Origin of the sequence: Desulfobotulus alkaliphilus, assembly GCF_007830435.1 — a bacterium.
GTDB classification, from domain to species: domain Bacteria; phylum Desulfobacterota; class Desulfobacteria; order Desulfobacterales; family ASO4-4; genus Desulfobotulus; species Desulfobotulus alkaliphilus.
In genome coordinates this window covers 41141-58699 of the sequence record NZ_VLLC01000008.1, presented here as the reverse complement: position 1 = coordinate 58699, position 17559 = coordinate 41141, and the positions used below count along the sequence as shown (strand labels likewise).

Annotated in this window: 16 protein-coding genes; 8 read left to right on the top strand and 8 right to left on the bottom strand. The window is 49.9% G+C overall.

Features of this window, described 5'->3' with window-relative positions; genetic code table 11:
* Positions 1-54: 54 nt before the first annotated feature.
* The 7 genes from LZ24_RS06455 (at position 55) to LZ24_RS06425 (ending at position 7068) form a co-directional block, all read left to right on the top strand.
* The gene (locus LZ24_RS06455; protein WP_144683715.1) at positions 55-942 is read left to right on the top strand and encodes an ABC transporter ATP-binding protein; all 888 of its coding nucleotides are present in this window, start codon (positions 55-57) and stop codon (positions 940-942) included.
* Positions 943-1398: 456 nt separating this feature from the next.
* Complete coding sequence (locus LZ24_RS06450; protein ID WP_144683712.1) at positions 1399-2070, top strand: hypothetical protein; 672 nt, start codon at positions 1399-1401, stop codon at positions 2068-2070.
* A complete protein-coding gene (locus LZ24_RS06445; RefSeq protein WP_144683709.1) occupies positions 2067-3341 on the top strand; it encodes a DUF4857 domain-containing protein in 1275 nt (424 codons plus the stop codon). Before LZ24_RS06450 ends, LZ24_RS06445 begins: the two co-directional genes overlap by 4 nt.
* Positions 3338-4006 (top strand): hypothetical protein, encoded by a 669-nt coding sequence (locus LZ24_RS06440; RefSeq protein ID WP_144683706.1) that lies wholly within the window; start codon positions 3338-3340, stop codon positions 4004-4006. Before LZ24_RS06445 ends, LZ24_RS06440 begins: the two co-directional genes overlap by 4 nt.
* Positions 4003-5292 (top strand): DUF4857 domain-containing protein, encoded by a 1290-nt coding sequence (locus LZ24_RS06435; RefSeq protein ID WP_144683703.1) that lies wholly within the window; start codon positions 4003-4005, stop codon positions 5290-5292. Before LZ24_RS06440 ends, LZ24_RS06435 begins: the two co-directional genes overlap by 4 nt.
* Before the next feature lie 169 nt (positions 5293-5461).
* Positions 5462-6253: a hypothetical protein gene (locus LZ24_RS06430; RefSeq protein WP_144683700.1), complete on the top strand. Its 792-nt coding sequence runs from the start codon at positions 5462-5464 to the stop codon at positions 6251-6253.
* A gap of 26 nt (positions 6254-6279) precedes the next feature.
* A complete protein-coding gene (locus tag LZ24_RS06425; protein ID WP_144683697.1) occupies positions 6280-7068 on the top strand; it encodes a TIGR04219 family outer membrane beta-barrel protein in 789 nt (262 codons plus the stop codon).
* A gap of 378 nt (positions 7069-7446) precedes the next feature.
* Here LZ24_RS06425 and LZ24_RS06420 read toward each other — a convergent pair whose 3' ends face one another.
* From LZ24_RS06420 to LZ24_RS06410, 3 genes are all read right to left on the bottom strand, one after another.
* Positions 7447-7794, bottom strand: a complete 348-nt coding sequence (locus tag LZ24_RS06420) for a hypothetical protein (protein WP_144683694.1) — start codon at positions 7792-7794, stop codon at positions 7447-7449.
* A gap of 60 nt (positions 7795-7854) precedes the next feature.
* Entirely contained in the window at positions 7855-8514 is a 660-nt protein-coding gene (locus tag LZ24_RS06415; protein WP_144683691.1) for an outer membrane beta-barrel protein, read from the bottom strand.
* A gap of 294 nt (positions 8515-8808) precedes the next feature.
* Positions 8809-9066 carry a hypothetical protein gene (locus tag LZ24_RS06410; protein ID WP_144683688.1) on the bottom strand — a complete coding sequence of 86 codons (258 nt, stop codon included), beginning with the start codon at positions 9064-9066 and terminating at the stop codon, positions 8809-8811.
* 1144 nt (positions 9067-10210) lie between these two features.
* Here LZ24_RS06410 and LZ24_RS06405 point away from each other — a divergent pair.
* Positions 10211-11629 carry an OmpP1/FadL family transporter gene (locus LZ24_RS06405; protein WP_222427560.1) on the top strand — a complete coding sequence of 473 codons (1419 nt, stop codon included), beginning with the start codon at positions 10211-10213 and terminating at the stop codon, positions 11627-11629.
* A gap of 80 nt (positions 11630-11709) precedes the next feature.
* Here LZ24_RS06405 and LZ24_RS06400 read toward each other — a convergent pair whose 3' ends face one another.
* The 5 genes from LZ24_RS06400 to argJ form a co-directional block, all read right to left on the bottom strand.
* The gene (locus LZ24_RS06400) at positions 11710-13818 is read right to left on the bottom strand and encodes a CHASE2 domain-containing protein (RefSeq protein ID WP_144683683.1); all 2109 of its coding nucleotides are present in this window, start codon (positions 13816-13818) and stop codon (positions 11710-11712) included.
* 9 nt (positions 13819-13827) lie between these two features.
* Positions 13828-14736 (bottom strand): M48 family metalloprotease, encoded by a 909-nt coding sequence (locus LZ24_RS06395; protein WP_144683680.1) that lies wholly within the window; start codon positions 14734-14736, stop codon positions 13828-13830.
* On the bottom strand, positions 14733-15212 hold the full coding sequence (locus LZ24_RS06390) for an SH3 domain-containing protein (protein WP_144683677.1): 480 nt from the start codon (positions 15210-15212) through the stop codon (positions 14733-14735). The genes LZ24_RS06395 and LZ24_RS06390 overlap by 4 nt, the downstream gene beginning before the upstream one ends.
* 395 nt (positions 15213-15607) lie before the next feature.
* Positions 15608-16348 carry a pseudouridine synthase gene (locus LZ24_RS06385; protein WP_144683674.1) on the bottom strand — a complete coding sequence of 247 codons (741 nt, stop codon included), beginning with the start codon at positions 16346-16348 and terminating at the stop codon, positions 15608-15610.
* Positions 16329-17510: a bifunctional glutamate N-acetyltransferase/amino-acid acetyltransferase ArgJ gene (argJ, locus tag LZ24_RS06380; RefSeq protein ID WP_281282275.1), complete on the bottom strand. Its 1182-nt coding sequence runs from the start codon at positions 17508-17510 to the stop codon at positions 16329-16331. Before argJ ends, LZ24_RS06385 begins: the two co-directional genes overlap by 20 nt.
* Between the last annotated feature and the right edge of the window lie 49 nt (positions 17511-17559).

The following is a 17559-nucleotide window of genomic DNA, read 5'->3' as shown; positions in this document are numbered from 1 at the left end:
TTCCCTTTCCCTGATCGAATCATGCCTTGCCATGTTTTTTTGAAAGGAAGCACCATGTCTTTTGTGATTGAATGCCGGAACCTCTGCCACAGCTACGGCAGAAAGGAAGTTCTCCGGAACCTGAATTTTACGGTGGAACCGGGGCGGATTTTCGGTCTTCTGGGTAAAAACGGGGTCGGCAAGAGTACCACCATCAATATCCTCATGGGCTTTCTTCAGCCTTCTTCAGGAGAATGCAGGATTTTCGGAGAGCCTTCCCATGCCATACAACCGGCCACCCGCAGAAGGATCGGTCTTCTCCACGAAGGCCATCTGCAATATGGCTACATGAGCATAGAAGAGGTGGAAAAGTTTTATTCCGCCTTTTACCCGAAATGGAAACGGGAGCTTTATTATAATCTGATGGATAAGCTGGGGCTTCCCTATACCCACAGAATTTTCCGCATGAGCTGCGGCCAGCGCTCCCAGGTGACCCTTGGGCTGATTCTGGCTCAGGATGCGGACCTTATGATCCTTGACGATTATTCTCTGGGGCTGGATGCCAACTACCGCAGGCTTTTCATTGATTTTTTGAAAGATTATGTGGAGGGCAGGGACAAGACCATCCTTGTGACCTCCCACATTGTTCAGGATCTGGAACGCTTTGTGGATGATATTATCATTCTCGACCGCTGTGGTGTGATCTGCCAGTCCACCCTGAAGGATTTCATGGATGGGGTGAAATGTTTCCGGTTCAGGGGAGCTGAGGCGGCTTCCAGGCTGCGCAGGGGAGGTGCCATTGTCCACTTTGATATTGTGGGGGAAAGGGTGGATGTTTTCACCTTCGAAGACAGGGAGGCGGTTATGGCAAGCCTTGCTGCACTGGGAGTGGAGGGGGTGGAACCCGAAGAGGTGATCATGGGCCTTGAGGATGCCTTCATTGGGGTGACGGGGAAGTACTGACTGCCTCAGGTTTGTAAGTATTCAGCACATTTTGTCTGGAAATATTATGGATTAATTTAAATGTTTTGGTAGCGGCAAAAGACAATCGGGCAGTTTGTGAGTGACATTGCAATCGTTTCGGATCAGAGCTTCGTCCGGCACTCAAGCCATAAACCCAAAGCCTGTCATGCAAATAGCATAGCCTTTTCAGGCTTGAGTGCCGGAGTGCTAATAAGAAGCGGCAAACTGTCTGAGCCGCCACAAAGGCAGCGTGCTTAAGTTTGCCATGGTAATCAAAAAGCTTATTCTGCCTGTGGCGGGGAGTTTTTGCCGCTTCCGCACAGGGCAAGAAGCTTCCGAATAAGATTGCGTCACGAACAAATGGTCCGGTTGTCTATGCATCTGCTTAAAGGTTTTCTATTTACCAAAGGAAAAATGTGCTGAAGAAGTTAGTCAGAATTTTATAAAGGAGAAAAAATGCTGCGCGCATTGTTTTATAAAGAATGGATCAAGCTCCGCTGGCCCATTGGCATACTGGCACTGCTGGGCCTTGCATCGCTGGTGCAGGCGGGGCTGGGTCTCCGTTACCTTGCTGCCATCAGGGAAAGTACGGAGCTGTGGGAAGGCCTTATCCTGAAACAGCAGATGCCCTATGGGGGCCAGCTTGTTTTTCCTGCGGTCTGTGGTCTGGTACTGGGTGTTTCCCAGTGGTTTCCGGAAACACGGCAGCGGAGCCTCAGGCTTCTTCTTCATCTGCCCTTATCGGAAAAAATTCTGATTCCCGTGGTGGTGGGAACGGGACTTCTCTTTGTCTGTCTTCTTGCCGGATTGCATGGTCTGGGGCTGGTTTTCATCTATGCCCTGCGTTTTCCCCATGAAATTGTAACGGGCCTTGTGTGGGCCTGGCTCCCCCATATGCTGGCAGGCATGACCCTTTACTGCGGGGCCGCCATGGTGCTTATGGAAACGGCATGGTGGCGGAGAGTCATGGGGGCATGCCTTGTTTACGGCTTTTTTAAGATGCTGACCTCAGGCGGCCAGCCTGCTGCCTATGCCCAGTCCCTCTGGATGTACGGGCTGGTGACCCTGAGCCTTGTGATCATGCTCTTTCTTCCTGTTATGAGGGCAAAACGGGGAGGTGACCAGTGACGTTTTTTTCGAGGTATGCGGCTGTTTTTTTTGCCCTTGTGGTTCTTGCCACCTTCCTGCCACGCTTTTTCTGGCAGGCAGCAGAGGGTCAGCGGAACAGGCTTGCTATATTTTACAGTTCCGTGAGTGAAGGGTTTCTGATTCATGAACTGGACGCTTATGGTCAGAATTTTTACCGTACGGAAGAAGGCAGGGAGCTGGATCAGAAGGATTTTGTAAGCCTGCTTCCTTTCCGTTATGCAAGGGACCTTGTCCGGTGGGGAGAAATGCCGGAAACCATCCAGGGTGTGGCCGTGGAACCGGAAAAACTGCCTTTGAGCGTTCAAAATGTTTTTTTCCGGCCAAGGAGTCTGGATGGTCCTGAAATCCCCCTCTGTTTTGTCATGGAGGCGGCCTCCGGATTTGTTGATCTGGAAATGCCCGGAGAGGTGATGAGAATTTCCGGCAGGCAGGCGGAATTTATCCGGACTTCGGATAATAGGGTTCTTAAAGAAAAATCCCTGCTTTTTACCGCAGCCTTTGAGAGGGCGGGTTTTCATTTTCCGGCACAAAAAGCCTGGGCCAGGACTTCAACCCGCAAGCCCTTTGACTGGGGCTGGTTTATTCTGGATGCGGAAGGCAGCCTTTTTCACCTCATACAGGCGAAGGGACAGCCCCAGGTCCGGCCTGTCCTCAAGGATTTTGCTCCCGGTATCCGTTATGTTCAGGTGGAAGAACATCCGGGACGGCATGCCTATGGTCTTCTGGTGGACTGGAAAGGGGGTGTCCATCGTATGAACTATCCGGATTACAGCCTTACACCCCTTCCCCTGAAAGAGTTTAATCCATCAGAAATGCGGCTTACATGGAGAAGGGACCCTCTGGTACACCACTATACCGTAGAAGGGGGGGATGCCCTTTCCGTGACTGTCACAGATCATCGGGATGCGGTCATCCGGGAAATTCGCATGGACTTACCTCCCCTGCGAAGTGAGTCTGCACGCAAAGCCGAGGCTTTTTTCTTTCCCTTCAGGATTATGCAGGGGGTTCCGGATTCGGGTTATCTGACCCTGCGCCTTTCATGGAATCATGATTTTCTTCTGGCAAGGGCGCTGGGGATTCTTGCGGCCCTTGGTTCTTTTGTTCTGTGGCGGCACTGGCAGGGAAGATCCCTGAAGGAGAGCCCCGCAGACTGGCTGGTGCTGGGGGTTTGTGGTTTTTTCGGTCTTTTTGCCCTTTTATGGGCAGGCCATGTGCCGGGCCAGAAACCTGTGGAAAGGAGGGCTGTATGATCCGGGCCTTCATCTTTAAGGAATGGCTGAAGCTGCGCTGGGCCTTTCTGGGGCTTTCTCTTCTGGGATTTTCTTTTCTTTTGTTTACGGGACATGGACTGTACAGGGAGTTTGCTGCAGGGCCCGCTGTGCCCATTTGGCAGAATCTTGTGGAACGGCAGGTGATGTTTTTTTCCGGTCTTAAGTATTTTGGTGTGCTGGCCGGCCTGGTAACGGCACTGGTGCAATGGTTGCCGGATACTCCGAACAGGGGGCTGAGGCTGCAGCTTCACCTTCCTTTCCCCCAGATGCAGGGTGTGGGCATCCTTGTTCTCTGTGGTGCCCTTACGGTGATTGTTGTCTGCGGTCTCATGATTGCTGCGCTGCTGCTGATCACGCAGTACTTTTTCCCATGGCCTGTGGTGCGCTCTGTGGGACTGACGGTTTTTCCATGGATGCTGGCGGGCCTTCCCGTCTATGCCATGGCGGGGGCCGCACTGCTGGATATCTCTCTTCTGCGAAGGGTGATTTACGGAATTATTGGCTGGCAGATGGCGTCCCTTTACCTTGCAGGGTGCGGTTATGCGGGGTTTGAGGGTGTGCTGGGGCTTTATGGTCTGATGGCCCTGCTGATGCTCTTTGCCCCCTTTATTTCTGCGGAGCGCTTTAAAAGGGGAACCCTATGATCATTGAAAGTTTCTTTAAAAAAATATCCGGATGGGTGCTTTGTCTGTCCGCCGTGCTGGTGATGGCCGTTGTCCTGCCCCGCATGTTTGACCTTGCCTTCAGGCAGGGAGCACCGACTCCCTTTATTTTGTACAGCCCGGTAAAGGATCTTTTTTTCTTGTCCGGCAGTACGCCGGATGGGCAGAGGGTTTACAGGGATGAAACCGGCAGGCAGTATGACAGAATGGAATTTATGATGGCAACGCCCCTGTTCTGGTACAGAAATGTTTTTGCCTGGAACAGCATGCCTGAAACGATTCAGGGCGTTTTGATTACAAGGGAAGCCGTGGAAGAAGGCTATCAGGTATTCAGGTATCGTCCGCAGGATCTGAAGGAACCCCCTGTTCCCCTGTGGCCTTTGCTGGAATCGGCCTCGGAATTTTCCGATCTCAGGCTGCCCGAGACCATGTTCTGGAAGGATGGTGGCCTTGTTTTTGAAAATGGTCTGACCCGAAAAAAAGATCTTGAAATGACAGAGAAGGTGAACAATGCCCTTTCGGAAGCGGGGTTTTCCTTTCCCGTAAAAGCCCTGTGGGGCAATTCTACCACAAGAAAACCCCATGACGACGGCTATTTTATCAGGGATGCAGAAGGAAGCCTTTTTCACCTCAGGCAGGTGAGGGGAGAACCTGTCTGCATGGATACAGGCATTAGGGGTATCGGAGAGATACGGCATCTGGCTGTGACCGAAGACCGCCGCCGGGAGTTCTATGGTTATCTTGTAACGGATGACGGAAGGTTTCATCTTCTCATGCAGGAAAACTACCGGGTGGAAAGCCTTGATCTGAAAGATTTTGATCCTGAAACCATGGGGCTTATTTTCATGGCAGATCTCCTTGGCCGCACAGTGGTATACGGGGATGAGGAAAAAATATATGCCCTGCGTCTGGGGCTGGACTATCATCCTGTTCATTCTTACGAAGAAGAAAGAATTCAAGGGCTTTCGTCAGGGGCATCAAGGGTCAGATCCATGCTTTTCCCCTTTGTTGTTCAGACCAGAGCTGAATATGGCAGGGGCGCGGATCTGCGCCTTGATTTCTCTGACCATACTTCATTTGCGGGGATTCTTTTCTTTTTGGTGCTGTTTATGGTGATAAGGAAGTGGTGGAAGGGGACTTTTTTTTTCAGGCTCCATGAGGCGGCATTGCTTTTTCTTTTTGGTATATATGGCTTTTTTGTGCTGCTGGTGCAGATCTATCCATGTTTTGAAAAAAAGGGGCAGAAATCGTTATTCGGACTGCGTTAGGAATGCCGGGTTCTTTTTTGTTTGAGAGTAATCTTCCCACAGAGGCTTTTTTATTCTATTATTATATTTAACCTCTTTATTTTCGGGTGCGGAAAAAAATGCAGATTGTTTATCTGATCCTGCAGGAATCCGGATGAAGGAAACCTTGTTTTTGCCGTGGAGGATTATCGTGACTTTTCGTGAGTCCCTTTTGAAAAAAATTGCTCTTGACAAACTGGTCCTCAGGATAAAAAAATCTCTGTCTCCTGATGCTGAAAAACTTGACAAAGAGAGCCTGCGTCTCCTCATGGCAGAAAGCAGCTATCTGCCCCGAACGGTTCGGGATATGGATGTTTATATATGGGAAGAGGCGGGAGCGCTTCCTGATATTGTGGTGGCCGACAGGGGGCTGGGCCGTTACAGGAGCAGCCTTGAGGATGTTGCCATGAGGAAAAGCCCTACCATCAAGGAAATGATCAGTTTTACCAATGCCAGAAAGATACTTTCGGATGCGGACGTTCTGGTTAGCAGCAAAGCAGATACTCTTGACCATCTTCATTCCCACTGCCTTGAAAGACTGGATCTTTCCTTTACGCTTAAAGATATTGAGGCCATTGCCGATGAAGGGGCACTGGCACTGGAGATCCGGGATGAAGAAGGTGTGAAAACCGCCCTGATGCTTTTTGCCGAACTGCTGGGCCTGTCTTCTGGTCCTGCGGCATGGAGAGAACCGGGATGGCTGCTCTATGGATTGCAGGAAAAAGAAGGAGACAAAAAGACTGTCCGCGGGCTGACGGCATTCTGTGGGCAGGACTTCCGGATTTTCCGCATTTCTGGTCCTCTGATCCCAGGCGTTGAGGAAACGGAAACTATTGTGAAAAAACTGTTTACCGGAAAGAAAAAAGGAGATCAGGAAGGCAAGGCTGTTTTTACGGCACTTTTTGAGACCTTTTCCGCTTATCAACCAAAAACATCTGATTAACTAAAAAACTCTGGAGGAATTTTTTGATGAAACGCATGCACTTCATTGCTGTTCTGGCTTTTTTTCTGGCACTGCCTTCATATTCTTCGGCCCTGCCCCTCATCAATGCAGAAGTGGCCGCTGGCGGATGGATGCAGATGCCTTCCGGTGACATGGGGGTCAGTCGTGGGGGGGTGAACGGAACAAGGCTGGATGTGGACAGGGATCTTGGCTATGACAGTGAGTGGCGACTGACGGGCCGTTTCAGGATCAACCTGCCCCTTGTTCTTCCCAATGTGTATGTCATGGGAACGGCCATGGATTTCAGTGGGACAGGTACCTTTCAGAATGCCTTTGATTTTGCCGGTCAGAGGTTTATCGCCAATACGCCCTATGACTCAAGCCTGACCGCAGACCAGCTGGATGTGACCCTTTTTTACGGAGTGCCCTTTCTGGGTATTTTTACCCTGGGCACCACAGCCATTGATTTTGGTATCAACGTCCGGCTGTATCAGTTGGATGCCAGCATGACTCAGGGGGTGAACTCTTTCAGTGAAAGTACAAATGTGGCCATTCCCATGGCTTATCTTGCCGCCCGTTTTGAGCCCATTGATTCTCTGGGGCTTGAGGCGGAGTTCCGGGGGCTTGCCATCGGAGACAGTCAGGTTCTGTCCGGTATTGGTCGCATCCGTTATAATTTCATGAATCTTCCTTTTATTGTTACAAGTTTCATAGCCGGAGGCTGGCGGCATGAAATTATTGATCTGGATGAATCTGGTATTCATGTGGATGCCACATTCTCAGGGCCTTTTGTGGAGGCAGGTCTGAGATTTTAGGCGGATACCGGAATGGTGAGCGGAGATTGCCAGTGCCGGTATTTTCATCGGGTATGTGCAGTTGTTAGTGATCATGGTAAATGGCCCACTAGCGGGCAATAATTTTGACCCACCATAAATTGAAAGGGATAGTGCAGAGATGCTCACTCTGCACTATCCTACTCGATTATTTTTTAATAATGCGTAACTGTTCAGAACCGTTTTTTAAATACCATACCTGTAAGACAGATGCACAGGCCCCAAGCTTTTTGCCCTGTGCCGAAACGATTGCAATGTCACTTGCAATTAGCCACGGAGCCTTGCAACAGTACAAAGCTGCTGTAACTACAGCATTGGCAGTTCGGAATAAACTGTGCTGAATAATTACAATAACCTTGCCTATTGATTGATTTCCACTTTTTCCCTATCGACTTTTCCACATTTGTACGCAATAGCGCTAACGCTGGCATCATTGAATGCGTTCACATGGACCCTTTTAATCACAACGTAATCTGCCCCGATTTCTGCTGCTTTTTCCCTAGCCTGCTGAACAGCGATGTTTTGATTCCATAGAAGAGGTGTTCCGATAAATGCCAACTCCTCATATTCGCAAGATGGTTTTTCTTCAAATAAGACCTTCACGTGTAAGGGATTAACAGCAGGATAAGCTCTTCCTGTCATTGTTGCAGTAGTTGCACATCCGGTAATGAGCATGAAGAGAAAGACGAGAAGCATAGTTCGATTCATTTTTTTTCCTTTTAACGCACAACTGACAAGCAAACGCAGTAATACGGTTTTATTTTTTTTTTAGAATCCTATCGATATACCAGCCGAGATTGATTTATTTTCAAATTCAAAGCTATATTGTCCAGCGATAGTCAGTAGCAGCTGAGGTGTTGCCCATAAGTTAAACCCGCCACCCAGAATGAAGTCTTCTTTATCATACATTTCTGTTTGATACAAAATACCAAAATTTAATGAGATAGTGTCGTCAAGGCTGATCTCTGCCCCAGCTCCTAGCAGAGCCCCTGCATCGTTATCTGTTTCTGAATAAGTATATCCTCCAAACGATGTCTCAGTCTCCACTTTCGACCAAGCAAGGCCAAGACCAATGAAGGGGTTAACTTTTTCTTCAGGTAAAAAATGATATTGAAAACTACCAGAAATTATTGTTCCTGTTGTTTTCATAGATACCGAGTAGTATCCACCCCATTGATTATATAAATACATGTCTCCACTAATCTTACTTTGAGTGACTGAGCCCATCAAGTCAAGATTAGGGCTGACAGGGAAACGTCCGCCTAATCCGTATGACAAAATAGGGTCATCAATGTTTTGTAGTTCTTCATCTCCTACAATAGTATGCCCTACGCTAAATCCAATATATCGTTTACCAAAAATTCCGGCTTCTGCTGGCAAGATGGTAATGAACGCAAAAAATATTAGAAATTTAAATGTTTTATTCATTTGTTCTTTTCTTTACTGATGGTTTTAAAGTTCATGGTTATTGTTTTAAGGATTACAGGTTTAAGAGCTTGCCCAAAATCTCTTCCGAACAGCTCGTTATACAGTATATAGTATTATTATTAGTCAATAGCGGCCATTTATTGCCTGTTTTGGCTTAAATCTATTAATTTTGGATAAGCTCTTAAACAGTCGTATTGTTATAGCATTTTCCTTCCAGCCATGCTTTCCAGCATAAAAAAGGATCTTTTTTGCCGAAGATTTCACAATAATAACCTGTCAACTCTTTTGGTCTTCTCAAGGAGCATGCCTGAACCATTTTTTTCTAATTGCCAGATTTTGCCTGTTCATTCCATATCCAACAGCTACGCAACAATCTTCATTTTCATAAGTTCCTTCAACTATTAAGCTCATTGATGCCTCATCGTCTAAACCCAAATCATAAACTTTAATATTTCCAGAAAAACCTGCCTTTAAAATTTGCTCAGTAATTCTATTCAAAATTTTAGGATTGGATGTTTTACTCATCCTATAAAACTCTACACGGTTTTCCACGATACCCCTCCTCACTTTTTTTAAAAAAATAAAATCTTCAGCTTAAAAAATTCAAAAATCCCTCGATATGGTTTTGGTTCCTTGCTCCCTGATCACAAAAATCAGGCCGTTTTATCTGTGTCGAGTGGGAAATGACCTCTTTAGTAAAATTATGAAGAAAAAATAATCTGATAAGGATCGCACAATTACTCGCAGATATCCCTTTCTGTAAAACAAAGCACTCCCCATAGCCCAGTTATGTCCCTTCTGACAAGCCCCTACTTACATTTTTCGTAATTTTCTCGATTTTCTCACAGGAGCTGTGTACGAGGCCCGTAAGCACGGTTCTGTGAGAGAGATTTTGCGGAGAGGATCACTCTGCACTACAACTACTCGATTGGAAATACTGGAGGATTGTTTTTTTGGTGAGATCTGTGTTCCCGTAAGGAATTGTTTCAGGTATGGGTAAAACATGTAACTATGGGTGGTTTTGTTGTGCTTGTGTTAAGGTTTTGTAATTTATATATGTTTATTTGATTTTTGAGGGAAAGGGCATAAATGTCCCACCGTTAAGGTTTTTGTTCTGTATCGTCGTACTCTTTTTTGCGGGTAGAAAGCGTACGTTTTTTTCTTTGGGTTGTTTGGTTTAAGTGTTTGTTTTTTTGTATTTATTTTTAAATTTATTGTTGCTGCTGCCCTGCTTCAGATCCTGCCGTATCCGGCATGGGATGAAAACAGGGTATTTTTTTTGGTTGATTTTTTCACTTTTTTTCAGGCCGTTAAAAAAGATGAGGCTGCGTTCGCATCCTTGATCCTGTGACGGATGCCATGGTGACATGTGTCCGGGAACAGGACTTGCAATGACATTGTAAGAGAACAGGATTTACCTGAGGTAATTCCAGTTCTGGGATTGGCTGTGATTACGCACTGAATACGGATGTTGTCTGTATTTACGCACAGTGCAGGACGGGGCTTCTGATGCGGAGCCAATCCTGATCCGCTGTCGGGATATGCAGGCCGCCATGGAAGACCATGGTTGCTGACTGTGAAGGGTCTGCGGATGCAAAAGCTGTTTTTGGTATGCTGTCGCAGGGGCAGGTACTTATTTATTATTTAATGTTGTCAGGGGAGAAGTTTGATGAAAAGGAATGGTTTGGTTTTTGGTTTGACAGTGAGTTTAATTTTTTTAGCATCCTCGGCGTATGCAACCTATATCAATTATGCAACAAACTTAAGTGCCAACTGGATTTCCAACCCGGCAGGCAGGCATGCCGCAACGGACAGTGCCGATGGTGTGGTGATGAACCCTGCCGGGCTTGTACGGATGGACGATGGGGTACACCTTCATTTTTCCAGTCAGTCCCTTTACAACCCATACAAAATTGAGGTGGGCGGAGACTATCCGGGACAGAGATCCTACTCGCAGGAAAGGGCGACCAAATTTGTTCCTTCCATTTACGCCAATTACAAGAGGGATGACTGGGCCTTCTTTGGCGGCTTATATTTCTATGGCGGGGGAGGCAGCATCTTTTTTGCCGATGGTACACCCATGGTGAATACGGCCTTGTGGGGTATTGAGGCAAAAGCTGGAAGCCAATCTCCCTGGACAAATGGGAAAAATTATTTTGATATTGATTATGTACCTGTATCTGGACCAGATGGTAATCCTGTTATAGGAAAAGATGGCAATCCTGTTATGAGGCCTATTGCTGGACCAGGAGCAGGAGCCAGCGTGGAAATCCTTTCCATGATGCCGGCCTTTACCTTTGGTGCGGCCCGTGCGGTGAATGAGAGGCTGTCTGTGGCGGCAGGGGCAAGGATTATTTACGGCTTCCAGTCCACACAGATTGACGTGCAGAGCGCAGGTCCTTTGGGGGTGAAGGATACCCTTTATGAGGGGGAATGGTCGGCTCTGGGGGGACTTGTTTTTTTAAGTGTGAACTATAAGCCCGTTGAAAGGCTGAACCTTGCCTTTATGATCGAGTCCCTTGCTCCCATGGACTGGGAGGTGGATGTGAAAAAGGACCTTTCCCAAGACAATGTCCTCTCCCATGCTTCCGGTTATACGGATAAGAGAACCTTCCGTTTTGATGAGCCCACCAAAATATTTCTGGGGGCGGATTATGCCCTGACTGAAAGGCTGAACATGAATGGTATGTTCATCCTTTATCTGCCCATGTGGGGGGAATATAAGAAGCCAGCAACATCTACCCGCACGGCTCAGGGTATGGTCGAGAATGAAATCAAGTATGATCTGGATCCGGGATTTGAAATCGGTGTGGGCGGAAATTATAAAATTTCTCAAAATACCACCTTCAGCGCCGGTATTGCCTATGCATTCCTCAACTATGATGACAAGTATCAGTCGGAAGGTCTTTACAAGAATAACTATTTCAATCTGGGTACGGGCGTAAAAACAAAAGTGAACAATCATTTCTCCATTGGTGTCGGTTACATGCGGAACATTTATTTTGATGTGAAAAACAATGCCACTGAGTTTCCTGAGGGTAAAGGTTATCCAACCACATACAAAAGGCCCGATGCCCATGTTCTGGCATTCAGCCTGGAATATACCTTCAAATAAGTAATCGGATTCTCTCAAAAAAAATCCCATGGCCAACACAGGCCATGGGATGCACTCTTACCTGCTGACACCTTGCCTGATTATTTCTGATCCATCACCCAGATGCCCTGCCATTCTTCGGGAGGATTTTCCATGAGTTCCCTGCATTTTTTTGCATAGGATCGTGATGGCCCATCCTTTTCTGCCAGAGCCAGAAATTTTTCTGAGGCTTTCCTGAATTCTCCCCTGTAAAAGGCTTCCCTTGCCCCGTTAAATAAGGGGAGGAGCCCATCGTCAGCTCCGGCCCATCCGGGTTCATAGATCCGGATGGGTGTTTCCTTACCCACAACCTTCACCCTTGCAATTTCCCTCAGAAGGATTTCCGGTCCCATGGCAGATGCCGTGCTTTCTGAAATAAGGGTGTAGGTACGAAATATTTTGTTTACTCCTTCCAGCCGGGCCGCAAGGTTCACCGCATCCCCCAACATGGTGTAGTCAAAGCGTTTGCTGGACCCAAGGTTACCCACCACCGCATCCCCTGTATTGATGCCGATTCGCATGCGCACTTTTTTTTGTGTCCATTTTTTCAGCGCATCAGCCATTTCCCTTAGGGTATCCTGACAGCGCAGGGCAGCCTGAACTGCCCTGTCTGCATGGTTTTCCAGGGACAGGGGGGCATTCCAGAAGGCAATGATGGCATCCCCCTCATATTTATCCACGGTGCCACCGCTTTCCAGAATGATGTCTGTCATGGCGGAGAGATAATGGTTGAGAAAGGAGGTGAGATCTTCGGGGTCCATGCCTTCGGATATGCTTGTAAAGCCTTCAAGGTCGGAAAAAAAGATGGTGATTTCCCTTTTTTCTCCCCCCAGTTTCAGTTTTTCCGGATGGACAAGCAGCTCATCAATGACCGCAGGACTGAGATATTGTGAAAAGGCATTTTTGATGAAACGCTTCTGCTTACCCTCCGTGGTGTAATTGATGAAAATGACGGTGACGGATGCCATGATTGTGCCGCTCATCAGGGGAAGAAGGGGAAGCACCATACCCGCACCATAGAGGCTGAAACTGAGGGTTGCTGGCAGAAGCAGGGCCAGTGCAAGGGCTGTAAGGGCAGCAGCCATGGCGGGAAAAGCCGCAGGTATCAGGGCGCAGAATGCCGTCAGCAGAAGGGCCAGACCGTAAAAGGCCTTGTTTGAAATATCCCTTAAAAAATCCCCTTCCAGAAAATTGTCCAGCAGGGTGGCATGAACTTCCACGCCGGGATAGGCACCGCCAACGGGGACGGGCGTGAGGTCATGGAGTCCGGGAGCGGAATAGCCCACAAGGACATAGGCATCCTTTAAAAAATCTGCTTCGGCTAGCTCCGCATCCTTGCCCTGCATTTCCAGAATGGCAGCCCTGAGGATGGCTGCTGCGGGGATGGAAGGGTGGGTGCGTGATGGCCCCCGGAAGCGGAGTCTTGCTTCATGGTGACTGTTTAAAAAAATACTCCGGTGGTCAAGATAGAGGGTCTTGCCGTCCTGCAGCGGGCGGACATGGGGGTGGGCCGCCATCCATGTGGCCAGCCCTAAGCTTGGGAAGGCCTTACCGTCAAAGGAGGTGAAAAGCCGTACATTTCTGTAAATTCCGTCGGGATCAGGGTTCAGGCCCACATTGCCGGGTATCCCCCAGCTGGCTGCAATATCTCCATGGGCCAGACTGGCCCTTTTGCGCTCCGGTGGCTGTGTACCAAGAAAGGGAGGGGGTTGGGGATACCTGTCAGGATAGTCTGTCGCCGCACCTGTGCTGTCTCCCAGAAAGAGGGCACCTGCAACGGAGCCAAAGCGCCGGGAAGCCGCAGCAAGGGCCGCATCATCGTATTCTCCGTAAATGGAGGGTTCCGTAAACAGAATATCCAGTCCTATGGCCTTTGCTCCTCTGGACTGGCAGAAATCAAGGATGTAGGCCCAGATTTCCCTGGGCCAGGGCCAGGAAAGGTGGTTGGTTTCCCTGGCCCAGTCCAGGCTGTTCTGGTCCACAAGAATGAGGACCACATTTTCTGTACTGGCGGAAGGTTTGGCCATCATCCTTGCACGGACATCAAAGGTTTTCCATTCCATCCTGTCCAGCAGTCCGGTGAAAGACACCATAAGCACAAGGGCCATGGCAAGGCTCGTTGCAAGGCCCGTGCGGTACAGGATGCGAATCAGGGAGCTGCCGGATTGCATGATTTTCTCCTATACACTGCCCAGTGCATTTTTAAACCGGGCGTCCCGGACATGGTGCGCCTGTATGGTTCTGGCCTGAACTCCCATCTGGCGGAGTTCTGCTATCCTGTTCCGGGGTGCGGGATGGGTGTTGGCAAAGTCAGGAGCTCCGGGCTTCAGGTGTATTTCCATGGCAGACAGCATGTTGGGAAGCCCTGCAGGATCATAGCCCGCAGCCCTGAGTATGGCCACGGCTCCGGCATCGGCTTCCCGTTCAAAGGCTCTGGAATAGCCATTGGTCATGAGGGTGCCTGTGATATCCGCAACGGAACCCCCAAAGGCTTCGGTGAGTTCTGCCAGATGGCCTCCGGCAAAGGCTCCCGCCCCTTCCACGGCAATGGTGGTGAGGGCTGTGGTCAGGCGGGATCTTCTGATGGCTTTCAGGCCGTGTTTTTCCGAAACATGGGCGATTTCATGGGCCAGCACCGCAGCCAGCTCCGTTTCATTGTTGCAGAGGCGCAGCATGCCCCTTGTGATGAAAATAAAGCCGCTGGGTGCGGCAAAGGCGTTGATTTCATCGGAATCAAGGATCAGAAAGGCATAACCCCGGTAGGTTTCAGGGGTCCTGGAGTAGAGGGCAAGGGTCTGACCCAGAACATTCACGTAATCCGTTGCTTTTTCATTGTTCCATACTTTGTAGGAAGACAGGATGACGGCGCCCACACTGCGCCCGATATAATATTCCTGTTCCGGTGTGATATCTTCAAAACTTTTGGCCAGTGCCGCACTGCTTCTTTTGATGGCTTCCGCCTGGGACTCACTGATGGTTCCGGAAGCAACGCCCACGGTGGTTCCCACCTCAGAAACCACGCCCATGGTTTTGCACCCTGCAAAAAAAGTCATGGACAGGCAGAGAAGGAGAAAGGCTGCTTTTTTCATTGAAGACCTCCTTCGGGCCGCAGGCCCCCTTCCCGGAGAAAGCGTAAGGATGTTTCAGGCGAGATGCGGAAGGTTTCCATGCGGTTGATATCCGCATAATTCAGCTTGCTGTTTTCCGCACGGAAGGCAGCTTCCACTTCCGGGCTGAAACCTTTTCCCGCCAGAGCCAGCTCATCGGAACTCACGCTGCCGGAGAGGGCATCACCGGCAGCCAGCTCAATTTTCCGGTCCGTCAGGGCCGAGGCGTGAACCCATCCCATGGTTTTTGATCCTGCCACCTTTACCCTGCGCCAGTCACCCTGCCGGGAAAGGATTTCCACGGTTTGACCGTAGGAAAGGTTTGTAATGGTACCCGCAAGGAAAGAAGGCATTTCCCGCAGCGGAGTGCTGCCGGTCTGCACCTGCAGGGTGCCTGCCATGACCGCTGTTCCGGCCAGCAGCAGGCAGATGAAAAGAACAGGAATGTGAATGCGCATTATTTTCTCCCTGTAAGCTGTTTTGTGTTTCTGAAATTGGTTTTCATTTTATTGTAATTATTCAGCACAGTTTATTCCGAACTGCCAATGCTGCAGTTGCAGCAGCTTCGTACTGTTGCAAGGCTCCGTGGCTATTTGCAAGTGACATTGCAATCGTTTCGGATCAGAGCTTTGCAGGCCTGTGCGAAAGAAGCGGCAAATTGTTTGAGCCGCCACAAAGGCAGCGTACCAAGGCCTGCCATGGTAATAAAAAGCTTATCCTGCCTGTGGCGGCGAGTTTTTGCCGCTTCCGCACAGGGCAAGAAGCTCCCGAATAAGATTGCGTCACGGGCAAATAGCTTGGGGCCTGTGCATCTGTCTGGCAGCTATGGTACCTGGAAAGCTGTGCTGAACAGTTACATTTTATTTAAGGTCTTGAGCTTTGCCACCTCCTCAGGGGTGAGATGCCGCCATTCACCCGATGGCAGGCTGCCAAGGTTCAGGACGGCCATCCGGATACGGTGCAGCCGGAGAACCTCTGCGCCACAGGCCGCAACCATTTTACGGATCTGCCGGTTACGTCCCTCCAGCAGCACAATGCGGAAGGCATTCCGGTTCTGTGGAAATACCTTTGCCGGCCGGGTCTTTCTGCCTTCAATGACAATGCCCTCAGCCATCTGTTTCAGGGCTTTGGCGTCAAGGGCCGGGGCCGTTTCCACCAGATACTCCTTTTCATGGTCAAAGGAGGGATGGGAAAGCCTGTGGTGCAGGGGGCCGTCGTTGGTTAAAAGCACAAGGCCCGTGGAATCCTTGTCCAGTCTTCCCACGGGAAAAATCCGGAAAGGAAGGTCCACAAGGTCGGTGACCACCCTTTCTCCCCTGTGCCTGCAGGAGGTGACCACCTCTGCGGGTTTGTGCAGCATCACATAGATGAAAGGATCATTGGCCTCGGCTTTTTTACCGTCCATTTCAACAAGGTCTCCGGGCTTTACCCGGAGGCCCATTTCCCGGACGGTTTTTCCATTGATGCGCACCCGGCCCTTTTCGATGCGGCGTTCTGCTTCCCTGCGGGAGCACAGGCCTGCGTCCGCCAGATATTTCTGCAGGCGGATGCCTTCCGATGGCGGAGTTTGTTGTTTATGATCTGTAGTCGGCATTGATGCGCACATAGTCATAGGAAAAGTCACAGGTCAGCATGAAATCCCTGCCGTCCCCCATCCCCAGATCAATGAGAATGGTGAAGGCTTTCTGTTTCATGACGGCAGAAGCACGGCTTTCCGCATCCTGCCCTAACCATACGCCGTCTTTCACGAGCAGGGTGTTGTCAAAGGACAGGGTGATGCGGTCCGGGTCAAGGTCCGCACCGGATCGGCCCACAGCCATGGCAAGGCGGCCCCAGTTGGCATCCTCTCCGAAGATGGCGGTTTTTACCAGGGGTGAGCAGGCCACCGTATCTGCGGCTTTCAGGGCATCTTCCCTGCTTTTTGCCCCTTCCACCACAATTTTTACAAGCTTGGTGGCACCTTCACCGTCCTGAACCACCTGGGTGGCGAGGTCCAGACAGATGTCGTTCAGTGCCGAGGCAAAGGTCTTTTCTTCCTCTCCTGCGGGCTGTATGCCGGAAGCACCGGAGGCCATGAGCAGTACGGTATCGTTGGTGCTGGTATCGCCGTCCACGGAAATGCGGTTGAAGCTTTTATTTACGGCTTCTTTTAAAAGGGCAGACAGCTTTTCCGGAAGAATATCCGCATCCGTGACAAGGAAGGCCAGCATGGTGGCCATGTCCGGCCGGATCATTCCGGAGCCCTTGGCAACACCGCAGAGGGTGATTTCCTTTCCCCGGATCTGCAGGGTGCGGGAAGCTGTTTTCTTCACAAGATCCGTGGTCATGATGGCAGAGGCGAGATCATCAAGCCCTTGCGGGTGAAGGGCTGCGGCCAGTTCCGGTATTTTGGGAAGAATACGGTCCATGGGAAGCTGCTGGCCAATGACTCCCGTGGAGGCCACCTGCACCAGCTCCGGTGCCATCTGCAGGGCATGGGCTGTGGCCTCTGCCATGGCCTTTGCATTCTCCATTCCCTTTTCTCCGGTGGCGCAGTTGGCATTTCCGGAATTGACAATAAGGGCCTGGCAGCGGCCGGAGGCGATGTGATCCCGGCTGAGCCTCACCGGCGCAGCCGTGACCCTGTTCCGGGTGAAAACGGCGGCTGCGGCTGCGGGGTGGTCGCAGACCAGCATGGCCAGATCCGGTCTGTCCTTGTATTTGATTCCGGCACAAAGGGCACCGGCGGAAAAACCTCTGCATTGCATGGCTGTCATGGTGTGTTCCTGAAAAATAAGGTTGTGGAGAATAAGGGAACATTTCTTT